29 protein-coding genes are annotated in these 23,463 nt (G+C 68.8%); 11 read left to right on the top strand and 18 right to left on the bottom strand.

From position 1 onward, the window contains the following. Positions 1 to 57: 57 nt before the first annotated feature. The 4 genes from IQ220_RS05340 to IQ220_RS05325 all read left to right on the top strand — a co-directional run bounded on the left by IQ220_RS05340 (position 58) and on the right by IQ220_RS05325 (position 2,762). Positions 58 to 1,011: an orange carotenoid-binding protein gene (locus IQ220_RS05340; protein ID WP_193913466.1), complete on the top strand. Its 954-nt coding sequence runs from the start codon at positions 58 to 60 to the stop codon at positions 1,009 to 1,011. A 34-nt stretch (positions 1,012 to 1,045) separates the two neighbouring features. Beyond that, positions 1,046 to 1,798 (top strand): fatty acid desaturase, encoded by a 753-nt coding sequence (locus tag IQ220_RS05335; RefSeq protein ID WP_228008877.1) that lies wholly within the window; start codon positions 1,046 to 1,048, stop codon positions 1,796 to 1,798. Beyond that, positions 1,795 to 2,124: a hypothetical protein gene (locus IQ220_RS05330; RefSeq protein WP_186699671.1), complete on the top strand. Its 330-nt coding sequence runs from the start codon at positions 1,795 to 1,797 to the stop codon at positions 2,122 to 2,124. The genes IQ220_RS05335 and IQ220_RS05330 overlap by 4 nt, the downstream gene beginning before the upstream one ends. A 452-nt stretch (positions 2,125 to 2,576) precedes the next feature. Continuing rightward, the gene (locus tag IQ220_RS05325; protein ID WP_193913462.1) at positions 2,577 to 2,762 is read left to right on the top strand and encodes a hypothetical protein; all 186 of its coding nucleotides are present in this window, start codon (positions 2,577 to 2,579) and stop codon (positions 2,760 to 2,762) included. Here IQ220_RS05325 and IQ220_RS05320 read toward each other — a convergent pair. From IQ220_RS05320 to IQ220_RS05285, 8 genes are all read right to left on the bottom strand, one after another. Continuing rightward, the gene (locus IQ220_RS05320; RefSeq protein WP_186700385.1) at positions 2,744 to 2,944 is read right to left on the bottom strand and encodes a glypican; all 201 of its coding nucleotides are present in this window, start codon (positions 2,942 to 2,944) and stop codon (positions 2,744 to 2,746) included. The two genes, IQ220_RS05325 and IQ220_RS05320, sit on opposite strands and share 19 nt — an antisense overlap. A gap of 152 nt (positions 2,945 to 3,096) precedes the next feature. Continuing rightward, a complete protein-coding gene (locus tag IQ220_RS05315) occupies positions 3,097 to 3,471 on the bottom strand; it encodes a DUF1830 domain-containing protein (RefSeq protein WP_228008876.1) in 375 nt (124 codons plus the stop codon). A 138-nt stretch (positions 3,472 to 3,609) separates the two neighbouring features. Further along, positions 3,610 to 3,867, bottom strand: coding sequence for a hypothetical protein (locus IQ220_RS05310; RefSeq protein WP_225875849.1), 258 nt, complete (start codon positions 3,865 to 3,867; stop codon positions 3,610 to 3,612). Between the two features lie 41 nt (positions 3,868 to 3,908). Continuing rightward, positions 3,909 to 4,697, bottom strand: coding sequence for an MBL fold metallo-hydrolase (locus IQ220_RS05305; protein ID WP_228008875.1), 789 nt, complete (start codon positions 4,695 to 4,697; stop codon positions 3,909 to 3,911). A gap of 212 nt (positions 4,698 to 4,909) precedes the next feature. Beyond that, positions 4,910 to 5,335 (bottom strand): cupin domain-containing protein, encoded by a 426-nt coding sequence (locus IQ220_RS05300; RefSeq protein WP_193913458.1) that lies wholly within the window; start codon positions 5,333 to 5,335, stop codon positions 4,910 to 4,912. 131 nt (positions 5,336 to 5,466) lie between these two features. Next, positions 5,467 to 5,922, bottom strand: a complete 456-nt coding sequence (locus IQ220_RS05295) for a tellurite resistance TerB family protein (protein ID WP_193913456.1) — start codon at positions 5,920 to 5,922, stop codon at positions 5,467 to 5,469. A 110-nt stretch (positions 5,923 to 6,032) separates the two neighbouring features. Next, complete coding sequence (locus IQ220_RS05290; protein WP_193913454.1) at positions 6,033 to 7,130, bottom strand: transporter substrate-binding domain-containing protein; 1,098 nt, start codon at positions 7,128 to 7,130, stop codon at positions 6,033 to 6,035. A 103-nt stretch (positions 7,131 to 7,233) separates the two neighbouring features. Then, entirely contained in the window at positions 7,234 to 8,874 is a 1,641-nt protein-coding gene (locus tag IQ220_RS05285; protein ID WP_193913452.1) for an AarF/ABC1/UbiB kinase family protein, read from the bottom strand. A gap of 80 nt (positions 8,875 to 8,954) precedes the next feature. On the opposite strand from IQ220_RS05285, the gene IQ220_RS05280 reads away from it, so the two are divergent. The 3 genes from IQ220_RS05280 to IQ220_RS05270 all read left to right on the top strand — a co-directional run bounded on the left by IQ220_RS05280 (position 8,955) and on the right by IQ220_RS05270 (position 11,735). Next, positions 8,955 to 9,860: a GNAT family N-acetyltransferase gene (locus IQ220_RS05280; RefSeq protein ID WP_193913450.1), complete on the top strand. Its 906-nt coding sequence runs from the start codon at positions 8,955 to 8,957 to the stop codon at positions 9,858 to 9,860. A gap of 153 nt (positions 9,861 to 10,013) precedes the next feature. Beyond that, positions 10,014 to 10,634 carry a peptide-methionine (S)-S-oxide reductase MsrA gene (gene msrA, locus IQ220_RS05275; protein WP_193913710.1) on the top strand — a complete coding sequence of 207 codons (621 nt, stop codon included), beginning with the start codon at positions 10,014 to 10,016 and terminating at the stop codon, positions 10,632 to 10,634. 69 nt (positions 10,635 to 10,703) lie between these two features. Continuing rightward, positions 10,704 to 11,735, top strand: a complete 1,032-nt coding sequence (locus IQ220_RS05270) for an AI-2E family transporter (protein ID WP_193913448.1) — start codon at positions 10,704 to 10,706, stop codon at positions 11,733 to 11,735. On the opposite strand, the gene IQ220_RS05265 is transcribed toward IQ220_RS05270, so the two are convergent. The 5 genes from IQ220_RS05265 to IQ220_RS05245 all read right to left on the bottom strand — a co-directional run bounded on the left by IQ220_RS05265 (position 11,714) and on the right by IQ220_RS05245 (position 16,646). Next, on the bottom strand, positions 11,714 to 12,085 hold the full coding sequence (locus IQ220_RS05265; RefSeq protein WP_193913447.1) for a hypothetical protein: 372 nt from the start codon (positions 12,083 to 12,085) through the stop codon (positions 11,714 to 11,716). The genes IQ220_RS05270 and IQ220_RS05265 overlap by 22 nt on opposite strands. 98 nt (positions 12,086 to 12,183) lie before the next feature. Beyond that, complete coding sequence (locus tag IQ220_RS05260; protein ID WP_193913446.1) at positions 12,184 to 13,746, bottom strand: cryptochrome/photolyase family protein; 1,563 nt, start codon at positions 13,744 to 13,746, stop codon at positions 12,184 to 12,186. After that, on the bottom strand, positions 13,746 to 14,072 hold the full coding sequence (locus IQ220_RS05255) for a hypothetical protein (protein WP_370566349.1): 327 nt from the start codon (positions 14,070 to 14,072) through the stop codon (positions 13,746 to 13,748). Before IQ220_RS05255 ends, IQ220_RS05260 begins: the two co-directional genes overlap by 1 nt. A 44-nt stretch (positions 14,073 to 14,116) precedes the next feature. Further along, positions 14,117 to 16,198, bottom strand: a complete 2,082-nt coding sequence (uvrC, locus tag IQ220_RS05250; protein ID WP_193913706.1) for an excinuclease ABC subunit UvrC — start codon at positions 16,196 to 16,198, stop codon at positions 14,117 to 14,119. Beyond that, positions 16,155 to 16,646, bottom strand: a complete 492-nt coding sequence (locus IQ220_RS05245; protein ID WP_186699648.1) for a flavin reductase family protein — start codon at positions 16,644 to 16,646, stop codon at positions 16,155 to 16,157. The genes uvrC and IQ220_RS05245 overlap by 44 nt, the downstream gene beginning before the upstream one ends. Positions 16,647 to 16,744: 98 nt before the next feature. Between IQ220_RS05245 and coaD the strand changes: the two genes are divergently transcribed. After that, positions 16,745 to 17,248 carry a pantetheine-phosphate adenylyltransferase gene (gene coaD, locus IQ220_RS05240; RefSeq protein ID WP_193913445.1) on the top strand — a complete coding sequence of 168 codons (504 nt, stop codon included), beginning with the start codon at positions 16,745 to 16,747 and terminating at the stop codon, positions 17,246 to 17,248. Next, positions 17,241 to 18,143, top strand: coding sequence for a hypothetical protein (locus IQ220_RS05235; protein ID WP_193913444.1), 903 nt, complete (start codon positions 17,241 to 17,243; stop codon positions 18,141 to 18,143). Before coaD ends, IQ220_RS05235 begins: the two co-directional genes overlap by 8 nt. Here the strand turns inward: IQ220_RS05235 and dacB are convergent, their stop codons facing one another. The 4 genes from dacB to IQ220_RS05215 form a co-directional block, all read right to left on the bottom strand. After that, a complete protein-coding gene (dacB, locus tag IQ220_RS05230) occupies positions 18,144 to 19,460 on the bottom strand; it encodes a D-alanyl-D-alanine carboxypeptidase/D-alanyl-D-alanine-endopeptidase (protein WP_193913442.1) in 1,317 nt (438 codons plus the stop codon). 1 nt (position 19,461) lies between these two features. Beyond that, positions 19,462 to 19,992, bottom strand: a complete 531-nt coding sequence (locus IQ220_RS05225; protein WP_186699641.1) for a DUF4330 domain-containing protein — start codon at positions 19,990 to 19,992, stop codon at positions 19,462 to 19,464. A gap of 78 nt (positions 19,993 to 20,070) precedes the next feature. After that, positions 20,071 to 20,763, bottom strand: coding sequence for a DUF1995 family protein (locus IQ220_RS05220; protein ID WP_186699640.1), 693 nt, complete (start codon positions 20,761 to 20,763; stop codon positions 20,071 to 20,073). A gap of 40 nt (positions 20,764 to 20,803) precedes the next feature. Continuing rightward, complete coding sequence (locus IQ220_RS05215) at positions 20,804 to 21,799, bottom strand: cysteine desulfurase family protein (RefSeq protein WP_370566333.1); 996 nt, start codon at positions 21,797 to 21,799, stop codon at positions 20,804 to 20,806. 33 nt (positions 21,800 to 21,832) lie between these two features. Here IQ220_RS05215 and IQ220_RS16450 point away from each other — a divergent pair, with 33 nt between their 5' ends. Further along, positions 21,833 to 21,982 (top strand): hypothetical protein, encoded by a 150-nt coding sequence (locus tag IQ220_RS16450; protein WP_370566332.1) that lies wholly within the window; start codon positions 21,833 to 21,835, stop codon positions 21,980 to 21,982. Positions 21,983 to 22,024: 42 nt separating this feature from the next. Here IQ220_RS16450 and dapF read toward each other — a convergent pair whose 3' ends face one another. After that, positions 22,025 to 23,179: a diaminopimelate epimerase gene (dapF, locus tag IQ220_RS05210; protein WP_193913440.1), complete on the bottom strand. Its 1,155-nt coding sequence runs from the start codon at positions 23,177 to 23,179 to the stop codon at positions 22,025 to 22,027. 31 nt (positions 23,180 to 23,210) lie between these two features. Between dapF and IQ220_RS05205 the strand changes: the two genes are divergently transcribed. Next, positions 23,211 to 23,462, top strand: coding sequence for a hypothetical protein (locus IQ220_RS05205; RefSeq protein WP_193815182.1), 252 nt, complete (start codon positions 23,211 to 23,213; stop codon positions 23,460 to 23,462). The last annotated feature ends 1 nt before the right edge of the window (position 23,463 follow it).

Raw genomic sequence — 23,463 nt, 5'->3', positions numbered from 1 at the left:
TTGCACTCGGAGCCCTAGGGTGGATCCGGGTAACAGCAACCTTTGGGTGTGATCAACATGTTCACAATTGAAAAGGCCACCAGCATCTTTCCGGAGACACTCAAGGCGGATGTGGTGCCTGCCATCACCGCCCGCTTTCGTCTCCTGAGTGCAGAGGACCAGCTGGCACTGATCTGGTTCGCCTATCTCGAGATGGGGCGCACCATCACGATCGCGGCTCCTGGCGCCGCCAGAATGCAGTTCGCGGAAGGAGTGCTCAATCAAATCAAGGCGATGAATTTCGCCGAGCAGAGCCAGGTGATGTGCGATCTCACCAACCGCACGGATTCACCGATCTGCCGCACCTATGCGAATTGGTCTGTGAACATCAAGCTGGGCTTCTGGTATCAGCTTGGCGAGTGGATGGCCGCGGGCCTGGTGGCTCCGATACCCGAGGGTTACAGCCTTTCGGCCAACGCGGTGGCCGTCCTCAGCTCCCTCAAGGAAGTGGATCAGGGCCAGCAGATCACCCTGCTGCGCAACTTTGTGGTGGACATGGGCTTTGACCCGGCCAAGGGTGAAGGCCAGCGGGTGATGGAACCCGTGGTGGCCCCCACGCCCGAAGACAGCCGCAAAAAGGTGTTCATCGAGGGGGTGATCAACCCCACCGTGAACAGCTACATGGACCTGTTGAACGCCAACGACTTCGACAACCTGATCCAGCTCTTCCTGCCTGACGGAGCCCTGCAGCCGCCGTTCCAGAAGCCCATCGTGGGCACTGATGCCGTGCTGCGCTTCTTCCGGGAAGACTGCCAGAACCTGCGGCTGCTGCCTGAGCGGGGCTACGCCGAGCCCGCCGACGGCAATTTCACCCAGATCAAGGTCACCGGCAAGGTGCAGACCCCCTGGTTCGGAGCTGGAGTGGGCATGAACGTGGCCTGGCGTTTTCTGCTCGATCCCGAGGGCAAGATCTACTTCGTGGCGATCGACCTGCTGGCCTCACCGGCTGAGCTGCTGAAGTTCGCCCCTTGAGCCCATCGCTGTGAGTGGCACCAGTTGCAGGGGCTTGCTTCTCGCCGCTGGGATCGTGCTGGGCTGGCTGCTCAGCCTGGTCGCCCTGGTCGCCCTTGAAGCGCTGGGGCTGGCTGGGGGCCTGCTCGCCGTGGCGGTCATGGCCCGCACCCTGGCCCAGACGGGCCTGTTCATCGTGGGACATGACGCCATGCACGGTGTTCTGCTGCCGGAACATCCCCGTTGGAACGACCGGCTTGGAACCGCCAGCCTGGGGCTCTACGCCGCCCTTCCCTACGGCCGCTGCCACCGCAATCACCTGCGCCATCACCGCGAGGAAGCGACTCCTGGAGACCCGGACTTCCACCCGGATCCCCACGCCGGCCCGTTGCGCTGGTATGGCCGCTTCATGGGGGGCTACCTCTCCAGCACCCAGATGGCCAGGTTGTTGGTGGGCTGGATGGGGCTCACCGTGCTGCTGCACAGCCTGGCTGGGCTGGGCTGGGACCGGGCGGCCCACAGCGTGCTGCTCGGTTGCACCCTGCCCCTGCTGCTCAGCTCCCTGCAGCTGTTCCTGGTGGGCACCTATCTGCCCCATCGCCAGCAGCGTTCCGGCTCCGGTGGTGCCACCAGCCTGGATCTGCCGGTCTGGGCATCGTTACTGGCCTGTTATCACTTCGGCTACCACCGGGAACACCATGAGGCGCCCACCGTCCCCTGGTTTGCCCTGCCCCGGCGGCGACTCGCGTCGGGCGACGCAGGCTCGGTATCCTTGGACACAAGGAATTGCTCGGACCGCTTGCCGTGATAGAGACCACCCTGGAGGGATGGACAGAGACTGAGCAATCAATCGCCCGCGAAGCCTTTGATCGGGCCTACCGCCGCGCCATCGCCAAGCTGATCGCCAGGGTGAGGGCAAGTGTGGAGGAGTTGGAGAGCGCCGACACCGTATGGCGTCTGCACGACTACCTCAGCATTGAGCGCCACACCATGGAAGGTCGCTTCGACTTCCGCCTGCAGGGCATCCTGTTTGTGTTTGCCAGCCTGGTGAAGGATGGCCTGCTTGACCTCAGCGAACTCGACGGTCTGGAGACGCAGAAGCTGGCCAAGATCACGGCGATGTCGCGCTTCTGACCCCCCCTCTGACGGACCTGGGGAGACTCCCCAGAGCCCATGGAAGTGGCCTGATCAGGGCAGAAAACCCAGGTCCCGGAGCTGGGGCACCAGCCATAGGGGGATGCCATCCAACTCCCAGCGCCAGAAATCACCACGACCGAGGTAAACAGCCTCCCGACTGAGAAACGCCTGAGCGAGGGTGGCAAGGTCGATCTGCCGAAGCGCGTCCTCGCGGTTGGAGCGACGCAGCCGGGCTGAGGCTGACTGAGCTTTGGAGCGAGCTCGGCCAGGCCATCGGGTGAGTCCCTGCAGGTCAACGGCAGTGGTGCCTGTCATGGGCTTCCGGCTGACCCCGGTAGCTGAAGAGGCCCAAAGGTAACCGCACCTGTTCCAAAACGCTCACAGCTGCGCTGCCCAGTGCAACAAACCGCCCAACGGCAGAGAAGAACCCAGCCGACCAGAATGGCCCTATGACCCATGGCCATCTTGGTTTTGCCTCCCCCGCCCTGCTGCTCTGGTGCGGGCTTGTGGCCCTCAAGCTGGTGGGCTGGCAGCAGCGCTGGCGCCAGCATCAGGCTCGGCAGCTGGGCCAGGCCTTCCAGGTCGAACTGCGGCGGCGCCAACAAGCCAGGCCGGCTTACTTCTGGAAGCGCTGATCGGTTTCCAGCCAGCGTTCCAGGGCAGCCAGGCCCTCGATCGAGGCCCAGATGGTGAGACCGAACACCAGCACCCCACCGGCCGCCAGGATCGTGGCCACCAGCAGGGGAATGGCCGCCAGCGCCACCAGGGGGATCACCACCACGGCACCCACGGCAGCCAGGCCCAGCACAGGGGCCACGAGGGCCGATGGGGGACCATGCCGGAGCGATTGAAGCGAGGCCATGGCACCCTTAGCCCATCAATGGATCCATTCTGCTCTGCACTCCCCGTGGCTTGCGTTGCCCCTGGGACGGTGAACCGCACCGCCTGCAGGGCGGTGGCCAGGGGGCCTCAGGTGGGCAGGCTGTGGCGCAGGGTCTGCTCGAACTGCACCAGGTGGCGACGGTTTTCCTCACTGGGATCCTGCAGGTAGCGCTGGCGCAGGTCCTGCAACAGGGCCGCCATGCTCGGCGGCAGCAGCGGGTGCTGCCCGGCGGCATCCAGCCCCAGCAACAGCGTTTCCACGCCACAGCTCTCGAGCAACTCCGGCTCCTGGGGAGCGGGCCCATAGATCAGCACCGTGGCGCCGGCGGGGGCATGGAAGGTGAGCAGCTCAAAGGGGAAAATCACCCTCTCCAGGGCAAAGCCACCCGATCCGCTGCAGCAGAGCATCACCAGGTGGGAGCGCTCATTGCGGTAGCCACAGTCGAGCATCGGTTCGAGCATGGGTCCACGCGCCTGGTACACCACTGTTTCGGGTCTGCCCCAGGCAAATCCGTGGTAACGCGCACCGAATCAGCCCGATGAGCAACTGCACTCATGGGCAAACGGGCTGTTTGGTGGCAGCCCCACAGAGGGATGTGGTCAGTTCTTCCTGCGGCAGTAGCCACCACCCACGTTCATCCAGCCCTCCAGGCACGCCTTGCCGTTGGTGGGCGTGACCGTGTAGTTGAAGGCCCCCAGGTTGCTGCACTTGCCGTTGAACAGATCCACATAGCCCAGCGGGCAGATGGTGCCGATCTTGGGCACCACTTTCTGGGCCATGGCCGGAGGGGCGATCAGGGCCAGGCCCGAGCAGGCCAGCAGAGTGGCCAGGGAGCGAGGCAGGAGAGGTCGCAGCACGGGTCGCAGCAGCAAAGAAAGAACGTTGTCCTCAGCATGCCTCAAAGAGCCGGCCAGAGCACCTCAATCCAGCGATCACCGCTGAACAGCCCCTGCCCCCAGCGCTGCTCGAGGTCGGCCAGGGGCTTGGCGGCCACAGCCTGGTCGGCCCCGAGCCCCTGCTCTTTCAGGGCCGTCAGGCGCTGCTGGGCCGTGGCGAGCATGGCCCGGTAGGTGGCGAGGTCGTCGCGGCTGCCGACGCTGCCATGGCCCGGAATGATGCGAGTGTCGGGCCCGGCCAGGGCCAGGACCCGATCGACGCCGGCAATCGCCCCCGCCAGGGTGCCGCCGTTGCCGGCGTCGATGAAGGGATACATGCCGTTGAACCAGACATCCCCGGCATGGATCACATCCGCCTGCTCGAAGCGCACCAGCACGTCGCCATCGGTATGGGCCGCCGGCAGGTACTCCAGATCCAGCTGTTCGCCGTTGAGCGAGAGCTGCAGGCTCTGCTCGAAGCTCACCACAGGCAGGGCCTCCGCTGGAGCCGGAGCGGTCACCAGGTTGAAGGCCGGAATGCTGGAGCCCTCCGCCAGGCGGCGACGCACGTTCTGGTGGGCCACGATGCGGGCGCCGGTGCGAGCGAAGCCGGCATTGCCGTCGGTGTGATCGAAGTGGAAGTGGGTGTTGATCAGCCAGGTGGGGTCGCTGCCTCCCAGGGCCCTCACCGCCGCGCGCACGGCGGTGCCCAGACGCTCGAACTTGGCATCCACGAGGAGAGTGCCCTCGGCTCCGGTGAGCACGGCGATGTTGCCGCCCTCGCCGCCGATCACCGCCACTGCCCCCCGCATGGGTGAGGCCAGAAAGGGTTCGGCTGCTGCGCCATGAGCACTGCGCAACCAGGGACTGTGCCATGGACTGAGCAGCCCCACGGTCAGGGCCGCACTGAGGGCAAGGACAGGCAGCCAGCGGGAGCGGGGCGGCACGGCTGTAAGACAGAGAGCAGCACCATTCTCCCGGCGGCCGGACTCCGCAGAGCTGCGGCCGCCGGGGCTCTGCGATTTCAGGCCCAAGCTTCCTCCCGCAGGGCCTGCCATTGGGTCTGCAGCGATTCCGGCACGCGCCTGGGCAGGTAATCACGGGGATCGCTGGGGCCGTGACGCAGCACAGCGTTCACCAGCAGAGCTGGGGTGCGCCCGCGGTTGATGGCGCCGTGGGGAACACCGGGGGGGATGCGCACCCAGACGCCTTCGTCTTCCCGCAGACTGATGCGTCTCAGGCTCCTTTCCTGGAGCACCACCAGGTCGATGCAGCCGCGCAGCACCATCAGCTGATCGGTCTGCTGTCGATGGCAGAAGAGCTCACAGGCCGCCTGGGGGCTGATCTCGGCGATCAACGTTTCATCACAGGGCTGGGGTCTGGAGAGAAAGGCTTGGCCGGAACGGCTGCCGGCGAAGGGCAGGAGTTCCACCTGGCGCGCAAGGGACATCAACGAAATCACAAGTGCGTGAAGTTTCGCGACCGGTTCGGCCTTGATGTCGCATTAGCTGATACCCAATGGGCCAACTCCCCTGGCCTGTGACGGTTTCCACACGGCGGGGGAGCGGGCCAAGCGGGCGCTCAGGCCATGTCGAGATCGGCATGCAGCAGATCCATCGCCGCGTGCACCGGGATCGTCACGGCGTCGCCCAGCTGGAGTGTGGCGGCCAGGTTGCTGAGGATGTTGCGCTCGTCGTCTTCCAGGGGGCCATCGGAGCGCATGATCTCCGCCGCCACGGCATAGGCGGTGGCGCGCTGGCCGGCGTTGAGCACCTCAGCGGCACGCACCATCAGGTGCTGGGGACCATCGCGGCGCAGGGTGGCCATCAGGCCATCCATCAGGCCCACCATCTGCTCAGGGGTGTAATCGCGGTAGGGATGGCGGTAGTCGAGCGCATGCCGCAGAGCCCTGGAGCCGGCCATGGTGAGGCTGCCGTCCCAGGAGACAGCCGCCAGGGCCAGGGCCACGAAGGCCACGGCGGGATAGAGGGGCGCTGTGGTGTCCAGGGCCGTGGGAGAGCTGAGCGTGGAGGTCATGGGGAGCGACGGCGAAGGGCCCTGGTTCCAGGGAGAACTCCAGCCAAGACCTGGGCCACAGCCCTTGGCGGTAGCGATGCAGACCATGCCGCCACAATGAAGAGGAATACTCAGCCCACCCCTCGACCCGGCGCTGCATCGTCCGTGGGGCCGTCGACCCAGCCCTGGTAGAACGCCTCGATCTGGCCGGAGCGCAGCATCCGCAGCAGGCTCACGTCCAGGGGCTTCTCCAGGGGGCTGTTGAGCGGCATGGCAAAGCCGTAGGTCTCCTGGGCCAGGCTGAACGGCGCCAGCTTCAGATCCAGCCGGGGATTCTGGCTGAGGTAATAGCGCAGGGCTGGCGAGTCGTAGATCACGGCATCCACCTTGCCGGCCGCGAGCTTGGCCACCGCCGCCTGCAGGGTGGGTTGCTGGCTGAGGCTGGCCCCGCTCAGACGCCCCCACTTCTCACTGGTGGTGCCCTTGACCACGGCCACGGGGCGGTTGCGCAGGCCCTCCACCGACTGGATGCCGCCACCGGGCACCCGGGCCAGGGACACCGTGAAGGCCGAGGCCAGGCCGGCGGTGATCGAGGACACGGCCAGCAGAGTGATCATCATCCACACCGCGGCAATCACCCGGCCCAGACGCGTCACCGGGGCCCGGTCGCCGTAGCCCACCGTGGTGAGCGTGACGATCGCAAACCAGAGGCCGTTGCCCACCCCGTGGAGGTAGTGGGGTGGGAAATGCTCTGGATTACGGCGCCGCTCCGCCAGCCAGATCAGGTTGCCCACCACGAACAGCGACAGCAGCAGCAGCCCGATCGACGACAGCGCCGCCACCTGAAAGAAGGGCTTCACTCGCGCCCACAGCCCCCCATCCCGCAGGGGCACCAGCACGCCCACCTGGCCGAAGAAGTAGGGCTGGGTGAACTCGATGGCCCCACTGCTGAGGCGCTCAGGGGTGATGCTGATCGGGCCGATCGCCAGGTCGAGTTCACCGCGCTCCAGGGCCTTGAGGTTGGCGGCGGTGTTCGCCTTCGGTACGAGCTCGGCCTGGAAGCTGTTCTCCTCCGCCACCACGCGCCAGAGATCAGGTGTGATGCCTTCCAGCACATCCCCCCGCCGGATCAGGAAGGGCGCGTTGCCGCTGATCCCCACCCGCAGGGGCCTGGCTGAGGCAGGTTGCAGCCCCAGGGCGGTTGGCAGCAGCAGCGCGGCGCCGACCAACGCACGACAGAGCAGGGAGGCGGCGCGGCCGGGGATGTTCAACACAACAACTGTCGCGACCCTGGCGACCCTAAGGGCCGCGAGCCGGCTCAGCAGCGGCGCTTCAGCGGCGGCCGGAGCGCATCAGCGAGACCACCAGCCACACCCCCAGCACGTTGGCGGCCACGAACAACCCCTGGCTCAGCTGGCGCAGCACCTGCAGTTCCGACTGGGTGGCCATCACCGTGGCACTCATCAACAGAGCGGCCACCAGGATCGCCAGGGCAATGCGGCGCGACAGCACGTCCAGGTTGGCCAGCAGCCGATCCAGGCCCTGCAGCTGGAAGGCAAACACCAGCTCATCGCCGCTGAAGCGCTGCAGCAGGCCGCTGAGCTGGCGCGGGGATTCGAGCAGGAGGCTGCGCAGATCGAGGCCGAACTGCATCACCCGCTGCTGGGGCAGCAGCAGGGCTCGCGCCATCAGCCGGCTCACCAGAGGTTTCATCGCCTCGCTGAAGTTGAACTCCGGCGTCAGCGCCCGCCCCACCCCCTCCAGGTTGGTGATGGCCTTCACGAACAGGCCGAGGTTGCCAGGCACCTGCAGGCCCGAGTTGCTGGCGATCTGCAGCAGATCGGCCAGGAAGTGGGCAAAGTTGAGCTGCTGCAGCGGCTTGGCGAAGTTGGCGCGGATCAGCTGGTCGAGTTGCCGCCGCAGGCCGCGCCGGTCCGCGGTGCTGGCCTTGGGCGGCGCCAGCTGCACCAGCAGATCGGTGGCGCGGGCCGGATCCTCGTTGAGCAGGGCCAGCACCAGATCCAGCACCAGGGTGCGGGTGCGGGGGTCGAAGCTGCCCACCATGCCCAGATCCAGGATCGTGATCGTGCCGTCGCTGGCCACCATCAGGTTGCCCGGATGGGGATCGGCGTCGAAGAAACCCTCCACGAAGAACTGTTCCACGAAGGCCCCGAGCAGGGCATCGGTGGCGGCCTCGACACCCCCGGCGCGCTGTTCCAGGGCAGAGCGCGCCTCCTGGCTGAGGATCGGGTCTCCCGTCAGCCACTCCAGCACCAGCACCGCCGGGCCGCTGAACTCCCGGAACAGCCCCGGCACCCGCAGCCGGCCATCCCCCACGAAGCTGGAGCGCTTCAGCACGTCCGCCAGTCGTTCGGTGTTGCCCGCCTCGCGGCGGAAGTCGATCTCGCCCTCGAGGGAGGCCACCAGTTGCTCCGCCAGGCCCGGCAGGTCGTAGCTCGACCCCAGCGGCGTCTGGGCGGCGAGGGCGGCGATCTGACGCAGCAGCTGGCCGTCTTCCTCCACCTGGCGCTCGATGCCGGGCCGCAACACCTTCACGGCCACGGAGCGGCCATCGGCCAGCTCAGCCCGATGCACCTGGCCGATGCTGCCCGCCGCCAACGGGGTGGTGGCAAAGCTGGCGAACATCTCGCTGGGCGGCCGTTGCCACTGCTCCAGCAGGCGCTGCTCCACCTCGCTCCAGGGGGCCGGGGGCACGGAACTCTGCAACCGCGCCAGGGCGCGCACATAGGGGTCTGGCAGCAGGTCCGGGCGGGTGCTGAGCAGCTGGCCGACCTTCACGAACACGGGCCCCAGCTCGGTGAGCATGCGGCAGAGCACCTCCGGAGCCGGCAGGCTCGGCTGGGTATCAGCGGCGGTACCGAGCTGGGCGCTCAGCAGACCGAGCAGATAGTCCCACTGGTGCTGGGACACCACCTTGACGATCTCGATGGCGCGGGAGGAGCCGCTCAGCATGGGGGCTTGGCCGACACTGCCGCCATGGTGGCGGCTGGGAGCAGGCTGGAGAGCCCGGGCAGGCCTGCGATGGGCGAGGCATGATCGAGCGCCAAGCTGATGGCGGCAGCGTCAGGGCTCCAGGCCTGATCCGGCCGCTGGCTCCCCGGGACATTCCCCAGGTGGTGGCCTGGGCCCGCGCGGAGGGATTTTGTCCCGGCCAAGGAGATGTGGCCAGCTTCCGCCACACCGACCGCCAGGGACTGTGGGTGAAGGAGCTCGACCAGCGGCCGATCGGCTGCATCGCCGGCGTGCGCTACAACGCCAGCTACGGCTTCATCGGGCTGTTTCTGGTGGATCCGGCCCAGCGGAGCCGGGGCCACGGCCTCGACCTGTGGCGCACCGCCATGGCCCACCTGGCTGCCCTGCCCTGCATCGGCCTGGAGGCGGCGCCCGAGCGGGTGGAGGACTACCGCGGCTGGGGCTTCCGGCCGGCCTCCCCCACCCGGCGCTGGCAGGTGATGGCGACGGGAGACGAGCGCCCGATCGATCCCCACGACGGCCTCGACCTGGTGCAGGGGAAGCGGTTGCCGCGGCGGGCCGTGCAGGCCTACGACGCCCTGCGCGAACCGAGCCCACGCCCCCACTTTCTGGCCGACTGGCTGGGCCAGGAGGCCGGCAGCGTGCTGGCCCTGATCGACGGGCAGGGCCAGTGCCACGGCTTCGGCCGGATCCGGCCCTGCCTGCTACGGCGGGGAACGGGCTGGCGCATCGGCCCCCTGCTGGCCGACAGCCCGGCGCTGGCCGAACGCCTGCTGCTCGGCATGCTGGCCCGTCACCCCGGCGTGGTGCTGATCGATGTGCCTGGCGCCAATCCCCACGGGGATCCGCTGATGCGGCGGCTCGGCTTCCAACCCCTGAGCACCGTGCTGCGCATGTACCGGGGGGAGCCACGGCGGGTGGGACTGGGCGACGTCTACGGCCTGGCCTGCCTGGAGCTGGGCTGAGACAGCCGCTGCCTGCCGCCAATCCGCCACGCGATTCCGGCTGTAGACCAGAGACAGGATTCAGGGATCACCATGCCCCGGCTCAAGATGGGATGGCCACTTCTGGCCTCACTCGGCGCCGGCCTGGCTGGGCTCCTGGTGCTGCCGCTGCTGATGCCAGGCCAGCTGCCCCTGCGCCCCGGTGCCGCCAGCGCGGCCGCCCTGCCCGATCCGGCCCTGGATCCGGGCCGTCGCCCCGGCCCCGACCAGACAGCCGTGCTGGCGGGTGGCTGTTTCTGGGGCATGGAGGCGATCTTTGAAGAGGTGCGGGGGGTCAGCAGCGTCGAGACCGGCTATGCCGGCGGCTCCGGCGCCACGGCCCGCTACGCCGAGGTGAGCCGGGGCACCACCGGCCATGCGGAGGGCATCCGCATCACCTACGACCCGGGCCAGGTGAGCTACGGGGAACTGCTGAAGGTGTTCTTCGCCGTGGCCCACGACCCCACCGAGGTGAACCGCCAGGGGCCCGATGTGGGCGAGCAGTACCGATCGGCGATCTTCAGCGACGATCCCCTGCTGCAGAACGTGGCGCGGCAGTACATCGCCCAGCTCAATGAAGCCGGCAGCTTCGCGAAGCCGATTGCCACCCAACTGGAGAGCAGCGCCCGCTTCTACCCCGCCGAGGACTACCACCAGGACTTCGTGCGGCGGAATCCACGCCACCCCTATGTGCTGGTGCACGACATCCCGAAGCTGGAGACGTTCCGCAGCACCTTCCCTGAGTTACGGCAGTAAGGACCGGTGGCCGGGGCCGGCAGCTTCGGGTGCATGGTGGGGTCCACCACCCCATGCACCAGCACCCCGATGAGCCAGCCCAATGAGCCGCCCTGGCAGGGGCTGAACCAATCGGCGCTGGTGCGGTTCCTGCTGCTGCTCGCCTGCGGCTGGGCGCTGGTGCAGCTGGTGGCGTTCTTTCGGCCGGTGCTCACCCTGTTCATCGCCGCCGCGGTGCTGGCTGTGCTGCTGGAGTACCCGGTGCGGCGGCTGGTGGGCCTGGGGTGCAGCCGGGGCCTGGCGATCCTGATCACCGGCCTGGCCGCCTTCGGCAGCGGCAGCCTGTTGGTGGCTGTGCTCGGCTTCCAGCTGGTGAACCAGGGCAGCAGCCTGCTCAACGACCTGGTGCTGGGGCTGCAGCGCCCCGATCTGCCCTTCCACGACTACTTCAGGACGATCCAGCTCGCCCAGGTGCTGGACCTGCTCCGCGACAGCCTCGGCAGCGGCCTGGGAATGATCGGCGGGGCCTTCTCGAACCTGTTCGCCGGCGTGATTCTGCTGGTGATTGTGATCTACATGCTGGTGGACAACGGCGCCACCTGGAGTCAGGTGCTGCAGCTGTTGCCTGAGGAGGTGCGCGGGCGTTTCGACCGCAGCGTGCAGAAGAATGTGCTGGGGTTCCTGCGCGGCCAGATCACCCTGATGCTGTTTCTGAGCCTGGCCAGCTTTCTGGTGTTCGCCCTGATGGGGGTGAAGTTTGCCCTGATCCTGGCGATCGTGGTGGGAGTGCTGGATGCCATCCCCGGCATCGGCGCCACCCTGGGCGTGATCGCGGCCAGCAGCGTGGTGTTCCTCACCCAGGGCCAGTGGCTGGCTCTGCAGGTGGTGATCGCTTCGGTGGTGCTGCAGCAGATCCAGGACAATCTGATCCACCCACGGGTGATGGGCCGGGCCCTGCAGATCCGCCCGGTGGTGCTGTTCTTTGCCCTGTTTGTTGGAGAGCGGCTGGCGGGCCTGCTGGGAGTGTTCCTGGCCATTCCCGTCACGGGGATGATCCTGGGCTGGGGTAAGGAAGAGGAGCAAGACTCCGCCTCCAGCCCTCAGCGGGGTGGCCCGTTGTAGATCAGTTCTTCCACGACCGTTCCATCCGGAGAGATACGAATCTCCGTTTCCAGGCTGGGGGCAAGATCTCGCTCCTGCCAGGCCGGTGGGCCGCCCATGAAGCTGAAGACGAAACCGTCGCTGTCGCTGCTCACGAGGCAGGGATTATCGAGGGCTGCGGTGGCGAACATGCAGCTCGCCGGGCGGTAGACCTGAAGCCCTCCGTTGATCTTCACGCTGCGGGTGCGGGCCGTGTTGATGGCGCGGACAGCCTCAATGGGCACCCGGTCCTGGGCCTTCAGGGGCGGAGCGGCGCCCAACAGGGCGGAAAGGGCGCCGAACACCATGAAGGCACGGGCAGCGCCTGGCATCGGGATCTGCATGACGGGCAATGGCGGTTTGGTCCGATCTAGTTCCTGACCCGGTGGAAGGCAAGACTGCAGCGCAGCTTCTTCAAGACCCACCCAGCTCAGGGAATAGGCATCTCAGGGGAAAGTCTGCTCAGGGCGGGGTCTGCTGAAGGCGGGGCCAGCGTGACGCGCCGGAGGAAGGCTTCGGCTGCAGCAGCCAGGCCATCGCGACGCTGGCGATCCATGCGATCCAGCAGCCGCACCATCATCGAGAGGCGGGGATTGGCCTGGAAGAAGGCCCGGTGGCGCTCGATGAAGCGCCAGTAGAGACCATCCCAGATGTCACACCAGGGGCCGCGTTTGACATCGCTCATCTTGAGGATGTAGTTGGAGCCGCAGATGTAGGGCTTGGTGGCAAATAGGCCACCGTCACTCATCAGGCCCATGCCGTAGACGTTCGGCCCCATCACCCACTCGTAGGAATCCAGGTAGCGCTCCATGAACCAGCGGTGCACCTCCAGAGGCTGGATCTCGCAGAGGAGCATCAGGTTGCTGATCACCATCAGCCGCTCGATGTGGTGGTTGTAGCCCGTGCGGTTCAGCCTTCCGATCGCCGCATCCAGTGGTGGCAGGCCGGTGCTGCCATCGCTCCAGCAGGGGGCCAGCCGGCGCTGGTGATGCCAGAAGTTGCTGGCGGCCTGGCGCTCGCCGTGGACGCGATCGATGCCGCGCACGAACTCCCGCCAGCCGATCACCTGGCGCAGGAAACCCTCCAGCGAGGCGATCGGTACCGGCGCGCCGGCGGCATCCCGGCGGTGCGCGTGGGTCAGGGCGGCCTGGATCACCCCGGCCGGGCTCAGCAGGCCGATGTTGAGCAGGGGAGAGAGCAGGGAATGGTGCAGGCTGCCCCGGCTCTGGCTGAGGGCGTCCTCATAGGGGCCGAAGGCATCGAGTCGCTCCTGCAGGAACCGCTGCAGCCAGGCCTCGGCGCCGTCGTGATCGAACGGGATCCAGAGGTCTCCCAGCTCGCCGGGGTGAGTGGCGAAGTGGGTGGCGATCAGCTGCCGCACCGCCGCTTCATGCGGGCTGGCCGCCACGGTGGGGAGCGGTGGCTCCTGATAGTTCTTCGGCAGCCGGCGGCGGTTCTCGCTGTCGAAACTCCAGCGGCCGCCGCTGGGGGTGCCGTCGGCCTCGAGCAGCAGTCCCAGGCGACGGCGCTGCCGCTCGTAGAAGGTCTTCATGAACGGACGGCGCCGGCCTTCGAACCAGGCGCGGCTCTGGGCCACGGATTCGAGGAAGGCGGGTGAGGGCAGCAGGGTGAGCTGCACCCCTCGCTCCCGGCAGAAGGCCTGCAGCTGCTGCTCGAAACCGCGGTCAGCGATCTCGGCCAGCCTCAGCTCCCGGTCTTCGCACAGCTCCGCCGCCAGCCGCTCCCAGAAGGAGCAGCCCTCCGAGGCCGGCAGTTCGAAATAGCGCACCGCCAGCCCCCGGGCGCTCAGGGCGTCGCGGAAGCTGCGCATCGCCACAAAGGTGTGCAGCAGGCGCAGCTGGTGGTAGCGGTAGGCCGAGGCGACGGCCAGGTCTTCGATCATCAGCACCCGGCTGGCGGGGGCGAGCTGCAGGGGTGAGGCACGGAACCAGTCGCGGTGCAGCTGGTCGCCCAGGATCAGGGTGAGGCCCATCAGCTTCGCCCCGGCGACTCCAGGCCATCGCCCGGGGGGCCCTCGCCGGCCAGACGACAGGCGCGGCGCGCCACCGCCGCCGCGTAGCCCCTCTCCACCGTGCCGCGCTCGGGGCTGAGGTGGCCGTCACGGCAGTCCACCACCAGCCGTTCCCGATGGCCCCGCTGGTCGTCCACCCGCAGTCGCAGCTGCCAGTGGTGCTTGGCACTGCGGGTGATCTCATCGGCGCACACCGGCCCCACGCAGAGGCCTGGGGCGGCCAGGGCCGGCGCCGCCCCCAGCAGGGTGACGAGCTGGAGCAGGCCGCCCAGCACCAGGGCCAGCAGCTGGAGCCAGGGCCGCCCTGGGACACGCTGAGCGCTGAGCTCCCTCAACCGGCCAGCTCCAGGGGCTGGTCAGCCTCCCGCTCGGCCGGCGGCTCCCCCTTCACGCCGCTTTCCGCCTCGCCCTGGGGATGGAAGTACTCCCACACCTGGCGGGCCAGGGCCGGCCCCATGCCGGGGGCGGTGGCGATCTGCTCGGGGCTGGCCAGCTGGATGGCATCGATCGAGCGGAAATGGGCCAGCAGGTCCTTGACCCGCTTGGGGCCCAGACCGGAGATGTCGGAGAGCCGGGAGCGCGTCATGCGCTCGCCGCGCTGCTGGCGGTGGAAACTCACCGCGAAGCGGTGGGCCTCATCGCGCAGCCGCCGCAGCAGCTGCAGCCCCAGCTGTTCGGGCTCACTCTCGAGCGGGCTGGTCGCCCCAGGCACGAACACCTCCTCCCGCTGCTTGGCCAGGGAACACACCACCAGGTCGTCGTGGAGGTTGAGTTCCCGCAGGGCCTCCATCACGGCGGAGAGCTGACCCTTGCCGCCATCGATCATCACCACATCGGGCCAGTCGTTGAGGCCGCCGGTGTGCAGGGCGGTGCCGGCCTGACGGCGCAGCTCCAGCAGGTCGGCGCCCTCGGCCTTGGCCTGGGCCCAGCGGCGGAAACGACGCCGCATGATCTCGGCCATGGCCATGAAGTCGTCGGAATGGCCGGCGCGGATCGAACTGCTCTGGATCCTGTATTTGCGGTAGTGGTGCTTGGCCGGCAGGCCGTCGATGAACACCACCTGGGAGGCCACCGCATCGCTGCCCTGGATGTGGCTGATGTCGTAGCCCTCCACCCGGCGCGGCGCCACCGTGAGCTCCAGCAGCTGGGCCAGATCCTCCGTGGCCAGCAGGTTCTGTTCGCTGGCCCGCTCGGCCCGCAACAGCTCATAGCTGGCGTTGCGCACCACCAGATCGATCATCTCGGCCTTCTGCTGGCGCTGCGGCACCGCCAGCCGCACCTTGCGCCCCCGCTGCTCACTCAGCCAGCTGCTGATCAGCTCCTGCTGGGGCAGGGGGAACTGCAGCAGCAACTCCGGCGGGATCTCCACCGACTCCACCTGGCTGTAATGCTCCTCCACCACCCGTTGCAGAATGCGTCCCAGGGCGCCCTCCTCGAGGGCTGGCAGCTCCGTGACCTCCGCCATGTAGCCCAGCCGCCCCACCAGCTTGCCGGCCCGCACCTGGAACAGCTGCACCGCCGCCACCCGTTCGCCGGCGGCCAGGGCGACCACGTCGCGGCTCACCGAGCTGTCGCCGCTGCTCATCTTCTGGTCGGCGGTGAGGGTGTCGATGCCCTGGAGCTGATCGCGCACGCGGGCGGCACTCTCGAAATCCAGCCGCTCGGCATAGCGCTCCATCTGGCCCTGCAGCAGGGCCAGCAGCTCGTCGTTGCGGCCCTGGAACACCATCGCCACCTGGCGCAGGGTCTGGTGGTAGTCCTCGGAGCTGATCTTCTGCTGACACACGCCCGGACAGCGGCCGATGTCGAAATTGAGGCAGGTGCGGTCGCGGTACAGGGGCCGGGGCCGCTGGCGCAGGGGGAACACCCGCTTGACCACGGCGAGGGTGCGGCGCAGCAGGCCCACGTCCACGTAGGGGCCGTAGAAGCGATCCAGGGGGGAGCGAAAGCGGCGCTGGCGGGTGATGAAGATGCGGGGGTAGGCCTCGCTCCAGGTGATGCAGAGGTAGGGGTATTTCTTGTCGTCCTTGAGCAGCACGTTGAAGTGCGGCTGATGGTGCTTGATCAGGTTCGACTCGAGGGCCAGGGCCTCGGCCTCACTGTCGGTGACGATGAACTCCAGCTCGCAAACCTGGCGCACCATCAGGGCGATGCGGGGGCTGTGGCCGTGGCCGCTGCCGCTCTGGAAGTAGCTGCGCACGCGCTGGCGCAGCACCTTCGCCTTGCCGATGTAGAGAATGCGGTCGTCGCTGTCCCGCAGCAGATAGCAGCCCGGCTCGGAGGGAACCTCCTTGAGCCGGGCCGCCAGCCGCTCGGGTTGCTGGATCAGGGGCGAAGTGCTCACCGCCGGCGCCGCCCTGGCGAGGGCCTCAACCGCCGTACTTCCAGCCCGTGCTGCCCAGCTCCAGGGCATCGCCGTCACGGTGCAGGGTGGCGGCCTTCACCTCGCCCACGAACACGGTGTGGTCGCCCAGGGCCACCTGGCCCACCAGCTCGCACTCCACGGCGCCGAGGGCGTTGTCCAGGATCGGCAGGCCCAGCTCGCCCATCTGGAAGGGAGCGGCATCGAAGCGGCCACCCATCCCCTTCTGGGGCTTGAAGAACACGGCAGCGAGATCCTTCTGGTCGGCGGCGAGCACGTTGAGGGCGAACTTGCCGGTGCGCTGGATGATGCCATTGCTGGTGCTGTCGGCCCGCACGGCCATCACCACCAGGGGGGGCTCGAAGGAGCCCTGGGTCACCCAGCTGGCCGTGAAACCATTCACCTCCTCCCCCTCGGCCACCCCGCAGATGAACACCCCGTGGGGGATCTTGCGCAGCAGGGTCTTCTTGGCTTCAGCGTTGAGGGTGGAGGTGGCCATGGCGGACGGGAGGCCCCGGGGGGGCACATGGAACGATCCCAACTCTAGAAACCCGGCAGGGGCAGGCATGGAGCTGGCCTCACCCATAGGCTGGCCGGATGCGCGCCCTCTACCCCGGCAGCTTCGACCCCCTCACCCTCGGCCACCTCGATCTGATCGAGCGGGCCAGCCGCCTGTTCGATGGCGTGGTGGTGGCCGTGCTCCAGAACCCCGGCAAGCAGCCGGCCTTTCCGCTTGAGCAGCGACTCGAGCAGATCCGCACCGCCACGGCCACGCTCAGCGGGGTGGAGGTGGGCAGCTTCGACGGCCTCACCGTGGAGTGCGCCCGTCGCAATGGCGCCCAGGTGATCCTGCGCGGCCTGCGGGCCCTGAGCGACTTCGAATTCGAGCTGCAGATCGCCCACACCAACCAGAGCCTTGAGCCCCGGGTGGAGACGCTGTTCCTCGCCACCGCCGTGCACCACAGCTTTCTGAGCAGTTCCGTGGTGAAGGAGGTGGCCCGCTTCGGCGGTGATGTGCACCACATGGTGCCGTCTGGAGTGGCGGAAGACCTCTCCAGGCTTTTTAATCGGAAGGAATGCGGGACGTCCAGCCATGGCTGAAGCCAATATCACGGTGCTCGATCAGATCGACCAGATCGAGGATCTGCTGCTGGAGGGCACCCGGGTGCCGTTCAGCGGCGGCCGCCTGGTGAATGAGCAGGACGCGATCGAGGTGATCGATGCGGTGCGGGAGGCCCTGCCCAGCCAGCTGACCCAGGCCGTGGGTCTGCTGCGTCAACGGGAGGACTTCATCGCTCAGGCCCGCAAGCAGGCCGAGGAGATCGTGGCGGTGGCCAGGCGGGAGCGCGAACAGTTGATCAGCTCCGCCTCCGTTCGGCAGGAAGCAGAGAAGCAGGCCGCCGAGATGCGGGAACAGGCCCGCCAGCAGGGCGACCACCTGATGATGCAGATCCGCCAGCAGGCCGCCAGCGCCGAGCAGGAGCAGCAGACCCGCCTGGCCCAGATGGAGAACCAGTTCGCCACCAGGCGTCAGCAGCTGGAACAGGAGGCGGCTGAGCGCAACAAGGTGCTGATCGAGCAGCACGAGCGCAACCGCCAGCAGGCGATGGCCGAGCTGGAGCAGGTGCGGCAGGAGGGCCTGCGCGTTCAGCGCGAAAGCCAGGCCGAAGCCGAGCGGCTCCACAACGATGCTCTGCAGTTCCGCCAGCAGACTCAGCAGCAATGTGACGCCGCCATTGCCCGCACCCGCCAGGAAGCCGCCGGCATCAGCGAGGGCGCCAACCGCTACGCCGAACAGGTGCTCGGTGAACTGGAAGGCCGGCTGAAGGAGCTCAACCAGGTGGTGGTGAGTGGCCGGCGCGAGCTGGTGCGCCTGCAGACCCCCGACATGCAGCAGGACACCACCAAGGCGGCCGCAACGGCCGAGCCCACGGCGATCGGCGGCGGTGGTCGCCGCCGCCGGCTTGCCAACCGCCTGGGCCAGCTGGCCGGCTGATCAGGCCGGGCAGAGTTGGGTCTGCTGCGCCTGGCGCAGCAGCTGGCCGATGCGGGTGTTGGGGTTGCCGGATCCATTGCTGATCGCGCTCACGTAGCGGGGGCCTCGGCTGGTGAGCAGCACCCCACTGATCGAACGCACGCCCCTGAGGGTGCCCGTTTTGCCGAAGAACTGGCCCTGCAGGGGGGTGCCCTTGTAGAGGTGCCGCAGGGTGCCGCGCTGGCCGGCCACCGCCATTGAGGCCAGGTAGTTTCTGCTGTAGGGGTGCTGGTCCATGCGCAGCAGCAGGGCCGTCACCGAACGGCTGGTGAGGCGATTGGTGCGGTCCAGGCCGCTGCCATCGGCAACGCGCACGCCCTGCATGGGTACGCCCTGCTGGGCCAGCCACTGGGTGGTGAGCTGCTGGGCCTGGGTGAGGTTCCAGCTGCCGGCGGCCTGACGCATCAACACCTCGGCGGTGAAGTTGTGGCTCTCGGTGTTGGCCAGGCTGAGCAGATTGTGCATGGGCGCCGAGTTCTCCTGGTGCAGCAGCACGGCCTCGGCGGGAACCGGGTTGGTGGCGGCCACAAACACCACCTGGAGGCTGCCGCCCTGCTGGCTGGCGCTGCGCTGCATCAGGGTCTGGAGCCGGGAGGGTGGGTTCAGCACCGAGTCGTGGATGGCGTTGCTGGTCACCGCCAACCGGGTGATCGGTGCGCCGTAGGCGTAGTAGCGGTCATCGACGCTCCAGCCCCGCGGCCACCAGGCCTGCTTGGGTTCCTCGGCCACCTGCAGGCGCACCTGAGAGCCCGGTTGACCACTGGAGCCGCCGGAGCCCATGGCCAGTTTCGTGAGCCGCTGCAGCTGGGGCAGGGCCAGATCGGGGTCGCCCTCGCCGGTGAGCCGCAGGGAGCCATCGGGAAGGCGCCAGAGGCGGGTGGCGAGGCGGTAGTCCGGCCCCAGCCGATCGAGGGCGTAGGCGGTGCTCACGAGCTTGGCGTTGGAGGCGGGCACCCGCGGCCGCAGGCCATTCACATCGGCCAGCAGCTGGCCTCGGCCATCGGCGATCGTGACGCTCCAGACACCGGCCTCGCCACCCAGCACGCTCTGAACCCGCTGCTGCAGGGCTGGACAGCTGACCTGGGTCTGGAGCTTGGGCAGGCCGATCGGCGGTGGCGCCGCCGGCAGCTGGGCCAGGGGGGCCGGCTCCAGCTCGAAGGCCCTGATCGCCGGCCTGGTCTGGGCCTGGGCGGCGCTGGCCAGCAGGGGCAGGCCAAGGCTCAGGGGCAGGGCCAGGCCCGGCGCCAGGCGGGTCAGACGGCGGTTGAAACCAGGCATGTCAGCCCTCCTCGATGGCGATTCCGGTGACGTTGCCGTTGACCCGGTAGCCCTGGCCCTCGATCTCGATCGGAGCTCCGACCTTCACGGTCTGGTTGCCGAACACCACGCCGCCGCTCGCCTTGCGGCCCTGGGCCTTGAGCACGAAGCGGGCGTCGAGGTTGCTGAAGTCGCGGCCGGTGGGATCAGTGGCCGTGACCACGGAGCCATCCGGCTGAACGGCCAGCAGGCGCCGCTGCAGGGGCTGGATGCGCTCGATATCCACCGAGCCGTGGGGTTGGTTGCGGATCACGATCGCCACCTTGCCCTCGGCCCTGGCGGCCTCAATCAGGCCGGCAGGGTCGGCCACGGGCACGCCGCGCACATCCACCAGCACCGTCACAGGCACCACATCGCCAGTGGCCTGGGCCACGGCCCCGGAGAGCTTCGGGCTCCAGATCACGCCCGCGGCGGCAAGCACCACGGCAGCCAGGGCAGCGGCATCCACCACACTCCAGCGACGGGGCCTGGCGGCAGAGGTCTCGGGGCTCATCGGCAGGCGCAGCGTTCGGCGCACTGTAAAGACGTTGGCCAGCCCGCACCAGTTGGCCCTGAACGGTGGGGCGCCGCTTCAGTTCTGCAGGCCTTCGATGAGGCTGTCCAGGGCCTTGAGGCTGCCGGCCATGCCGGCACCGCCCTCACCCGCCAGGGCCTCGGTGCGCTGCTCGGCATCGGGTTTCTGCTCAAAACCGGCCACAAAGCGATGGCCGTCGGGGTCGCGGCGGTAGAGCTCCCAGGCGGCGGGGTAAGCGCGCCGCAGCGCTCCATCGCCCAGGGGAATCAGCGCGTAGGCGCTCTGCCAGCCGGAGAGGAAGCCCTTGCGGCGTTCGCGGGCCACGCTGCCGATGCCCACAGCGGCATCCTCCAGGCTGCCGTTCAGCATCAGCACCAGTCCCCGGTGCAGGGCGCACACCTGCTCCACCTCCTCGTAATCGGCCGGGGTCGGCGCCACCAGAAGGATCACCCCCTCGCTGCCGCCATCGGCCTGCTGCAGCCGCATCTGGTCCCGCAGGCTGCCCAGCTGGGGGGCCAGGTCAGGGGCATCGCGCTTGGCCAGAGCCGTGGCGCCGGCGTCTGGGAACAGCATGCGGAGGTCATCGCGACCCTGGCCGAGGTTCGCCAGCAGGCGCAGGGCCACGGGCATCAGCCTCAGCCCCTCGAAGCGGAGCTCGGCGGTCCAGAGGCCTTTGCTGGCGCTGTCGAGGGCAGCCTGAATGGCCTGCAGGGCCTCGGCCTCGGCTGTTCGCAGATCGGCAGGGAGCATGGTCAGGCCGGGGGTTCCACGGGCCGGGAGTGGGGCGACCTTAACCAGGGCATCGCTGATCCAGCTCCCTCCAGGCTGCCGCCAGGGCCGGCGGCACCAGCTCCAGGCTGGCGGCATCAAGCCAGGGGCCCAGGCTCAGCCGCAGGCCCGCGGCGGCCGCAGCCGTGGAGTACCCCATCGCCCGCAGCACCGGGCTGGCCCCCAGCCCGGTGGCGCTGGAGCCACTGCTGCAGGCCGAGCCACTGCTGGTGGCCAGGCCATGGCGCCACAGAGCCCGCACCAGTTGCCGTCCCGACAACGGCTCGCCGCCGCTGCCGCGGGCCAGCAGGCTGATGTGGTGCGGCAGCCGCTGCAGTGGGGCCTGGCGTGGATCGACACCGGTGAGCTCCAGGCCAGGCTGCCGCAGCAGCGCGGCCAGCAGCTGATCGCGCTGGGCAGCCAGCGGGTCCTGGCCGTCGTGCTGCCGAAGGCGCTCCTGGGCCAGCTCCAGGGCCGCTGCAAACCCGGCCACCAGCGGCACGGGCTCGGTTCCGCCGCGGCGGCCGCCCTCCTGGCCGCCACCGCGCATGGGCGCAACGAAGGGCAGCCCTGGCCGCACCAGCAGGGCTCCCACGCCCCTGGGCCCCTGCAGCTTGTGGGCAGCGCAACTGAGCAGATCGACCGGCAGTTGGTCGAAGTTGAACAGCCGGTGGCCCACCAGCTGGACCGCATCCACATGCAGGGGCACCCCGGCCTGGCGGCAGCGGGCACCGATGGGCTCGATCGCCTGCACCGTGCCCACCTCGCTCTGGCCCCAGATGATCGACACCAGCCGGGTGGGCGGCTCCAGCAGCGCCTCGAACGCCGCCAGGTCGAGGCGGCCGGCACGGTCCACCGGCACCGTCTGCACCTGCCAGCCCCGCTCCTCAAGCCGTGCCGCCGCTGCCGTGGTGGCGGGATGCTCCACGGCCGAGAGCAGCAGACGACCCGGCGCCAAGGGAGCCGCCGCACCGAGCAGGGCCATGTGGATCGCCTCGGTGCCCCCCGAGCTGAACACGAGGCGTCGGCGCCGCAGCCGAGGCCGGCGGCGATGCGCATCCTGCAGCGCTCCAGCAGGTCGGCGGCCTCCAGGCCGAAGCCGTGCAGGCTGGAGGGGTTGGCCCAGGCGGTGCGCTGGGCCGCCGCCATGGCCGCCAGCACCTCCGGCGCCGGCGGAGCGGTGGCGCAGGCATCGAGGTAGAGCGGTGCCGGATCAAGCGGTGCCAGCTCAGCCACCACCGCGTCAGCCGCCGAAGCTGGAGGGGCGTTCAGCGCGGGCGCGGGTGCGGTCCTCCAGAGACGTGGTGGCCAGGTTCACCAGGTCGTCGAGGGAGCTGGAGCTGAGCAGGGCCGCCACTCGGGCCCGGGCCTGGGCGGAGGGGCAGGCCTCCGGGCGGATGCAGCCCTGGGCGCACACCGTGGCGCAGTCGATGGCGGGGGGCTGGTCAGGGGCAGCAGGCGGCACGGTGGAGTCGGCCAGAGGCTCAGAAGCGGCAGATGCTGCCTCGGCGGTGATCTCTGCTGGGGTAACGGCCTGGTCCCAGAGGGAGGGGGCCAGCACCGCATCGAACACCGCCTCGGCGGGACCGGTCATCAGCAGGTGGTCGCTTGCGGAGTCCCACGCGATCAGCAGCGGGCCCCCGGGCAGGTCGAGACGGGCGCGCCGATCGGCCAGGCCAAGGCGGTGGCACACCACCAGGGTGGCGCAGGCGCCGGTGCCGCAGGCCAGGGTGGGGCCAGCGCCGCGCTCCCACACCCGCATCACCAGATGGCCGGGATCGAGCACCTGCACGAAATGCACGTTGGTGCGGGCGGGGAAGGCGGGATGCACCTCCAGGGCCGCGCCAAAGCGCTCCAGGTCGATCGCCTCCACATCCGGCACCGGGATCACCACGTGGGGGTTGCCCATGCCCGCGGCCCCCACCGCGAAGCGCTCGCCGGCGGCCTCCAGGATTCCGGCGGGGATGCCGGCCTCGCCGCGTTCCAGGGTGGTGGGAACGGCATCTGGCTCCAGAAAGGGGGCCCCCATGTCCACCCGCACGCTGCCATCGGCCTGCAACTCGGGAACGATGGGACCCGCCAGGGTTTCGATCTGCCAGGAGCGGCCAGGGAGGTCGCCGTCGCTGTCGGCGAGAAAGCGGGCCAGGCAGCGGATGCCGTTGCCGCACATCTCCGGCTCGCTGCCGTCGGCGTTGAAGATGCGCATCCGCAGCTCGCCGCCCTCTCGGGGCGGCAGGGCCAGGATGAGGCCATCGGCGCCGATGCCGAAGCGCCGATCACAGAGCAGCTGAATGCGCTCCGCTGTCAGCCCGAAGCCGTCATCGCTGCTGGCGGCCTCGCGTGCATCGAGCATCAGGAAGTCGTTGCCCAGCCCTTGGTATTTGCTGTACTGCAGCACGATGGGAGGTCCCCAACCTGGTGTGAATCCTATGCAGAGCTTCCTCGAAGCCCGCTCCAGCGTTCTCGACACCTCCCTGCCCAGCGTCCGCCACGTGCAGGACCTGATCCGCCGGCGCCAGACCGTGGCGATCCAGGTCAGCGGCGGACCGGCACTCGAAGGGTTGATCCGCTGGCAGGACGTCCACGCCATCGCGCTGCAGCAGAGCGGCGATCCCCCCGAAGGACCGCCACTCACCCTGATCAACCGCGACCAGGTGAGCCTGATCCGCTCCCTGGGCTGAA

It is taken from the genome of Cyanobium sp. LEGE 06113 (assembly GCF_015207615.1).
Note: the sequence above shows the minus strand (reverse complement) of the source record. Positions and strands in the feature narration are given on the sequence as shown.

Bases quoted from the DNA above. Each gene is read 5' to 3' on its own strand.
- IQ220_RS05315 (WP_228008876.1), bottom strand. From the start codon at position 3,471: ATGCTCGAACCGATGCTCGACTGTGGCTACCGCAATGAGCGCTCCCAC.
- IQ220_RS05300 (WP_193913458.1), bottom strand. From the start codon at position 5,335: ATGTCCCTTGCGCGCCAGGTGGAACTCCTGCCCTTCGCCGGCAGCCGT.
- IQ220_RS05295 (WP_193913456.1), bottom strand. From the start codon at position 5,922: ATGACCTCCACGCTCAGCTCTCCCACGGCCCTGGACACCACAGCGCCC.
- IQ220_RS05225 (WP_186699641.1), bottom strand. From the start codon at position 19,992: ATGAGCCCCGAGACCTCTGCCGCCAGGCCCCGTCGCTGGAGTGTGGTG.
- IQ220_RS05205 (WP_193815182.1), top strand. From the start codon at position 23,211: ATGCAGAGCTTCCTCGAAGCCCGCTCCAGCGTTCTCGACACCTCCCTG.
- IQ220_RS05245 (WP_186699648.1), bottom strand. From the start codon at position 16,646: ATGGCCACCTCCACCCTCAACGCTGAAGCCAAGAAGACCCTGCTGCGC.
- msrA (WP_193913710.1), top strand. From the start codon at position 10,014: ATGCCAGGCCAGCTGCCCCTGCGCCCCGGTGCCGCCAGCGCGGCCGCC.
- IQ220_RS05280 (WP_193913450.1), top strand. From the start codon at position 8,955: ATGATCGAGCGCCAAGCTGATGGCGGCAGCGTCAGGGCTCCAGGCCTG.
- IQ220_RS05235 (WP_193913444.1), top strand. From the start codon at position 17,241: ATGGCTGAAGCCAATATCACGGTGCTCGATCAGATCGACCAGATCGAG.
- IQ220_RS05325 (WP_193913462.1), top strand. From the start codon at position 2,577: ATGACCCATGGCCATCTTGGTTTTGCCTCCCCCGCCCTGCTGCTCTGG.
- IQ220_RS05260 (WP_193913446.1), bottom strand. From the start codon at position 13,746: ATGGGCCTCACCCTGATCCTGGGCGACCAGCTGCACCGCGACTGGTTC.
- IQ220_RS16450 (WP_370566332.1), top strand. From the start codon at position 21,833: ATGCGCATCCTGCAGCGCTCCAGCAGGTCGGCGGCCTCCAGGCCGAAG.
- dacB (WP_193913442.1), bottom strand. From the start codon at position 19,460: ATGCCTGGTTTCAACCGCCGTCTGACCCGCCTGGCGCCGGGCCTGGCC.
- IQ220_RS05265 (WP_193913447.1), bottom strand. From the start codon at position 12,085: ATGCCAGGCGCTGCCCGTGCCTTCATGGTGTTCGGCGCCCTTTCCGCC.
- IQ220_RS05305 (WP_228008875.1), bottom strand. From the start codon at position 4,697: ATGCGGGGGGCAGTGGCGGTGATCGGCGGCGAGGGCGGCAACATCGCC.
- IQ220_RS05285 (WP_193913452.1), bottom strand. From the start codon at position 8,874: ATGCTGAGCGGCTCCTCCCGCGCCATCGAGATCGTCAAGGTGGTGTCC.
- coaD (WP_193913445.1), top strand. From the start codon at position 16,745: ATGCGCGCCCTCTACCCCGGCAGCTTCGACCCCCTCACCCTCGGCCAC.
- IQ220_RS05270 (WP_193913448.1), top strand. From the start codon at position 10,704: ATGAGCCAGCCCAATGAGCCGCCCTGGCAGGGGCTGAACCAATCGGCG.
- uvrC (WP_193913706.1), bottom strand. From the start codon at position 16,198: ATGCCCTGGAGCTGGGCAGCACGGGCTGGAAGTACGGCGGTTGAGGCC.
- IQ220_RS05340 (WP_193913466.1), top strand. From the start codon at position 58: ATGTTCACAATTGAAAAGGCCACCAGCATCTTTCCGGAGACACTCAAG.
- IQ220_RS05220 (WP_186699640.1), bottom strand. From the start codon at position 20,763: ATGCTCCCTGCCGATCTGCGAACAGCCGAGGCCGAGGCCCTGCAGGCC.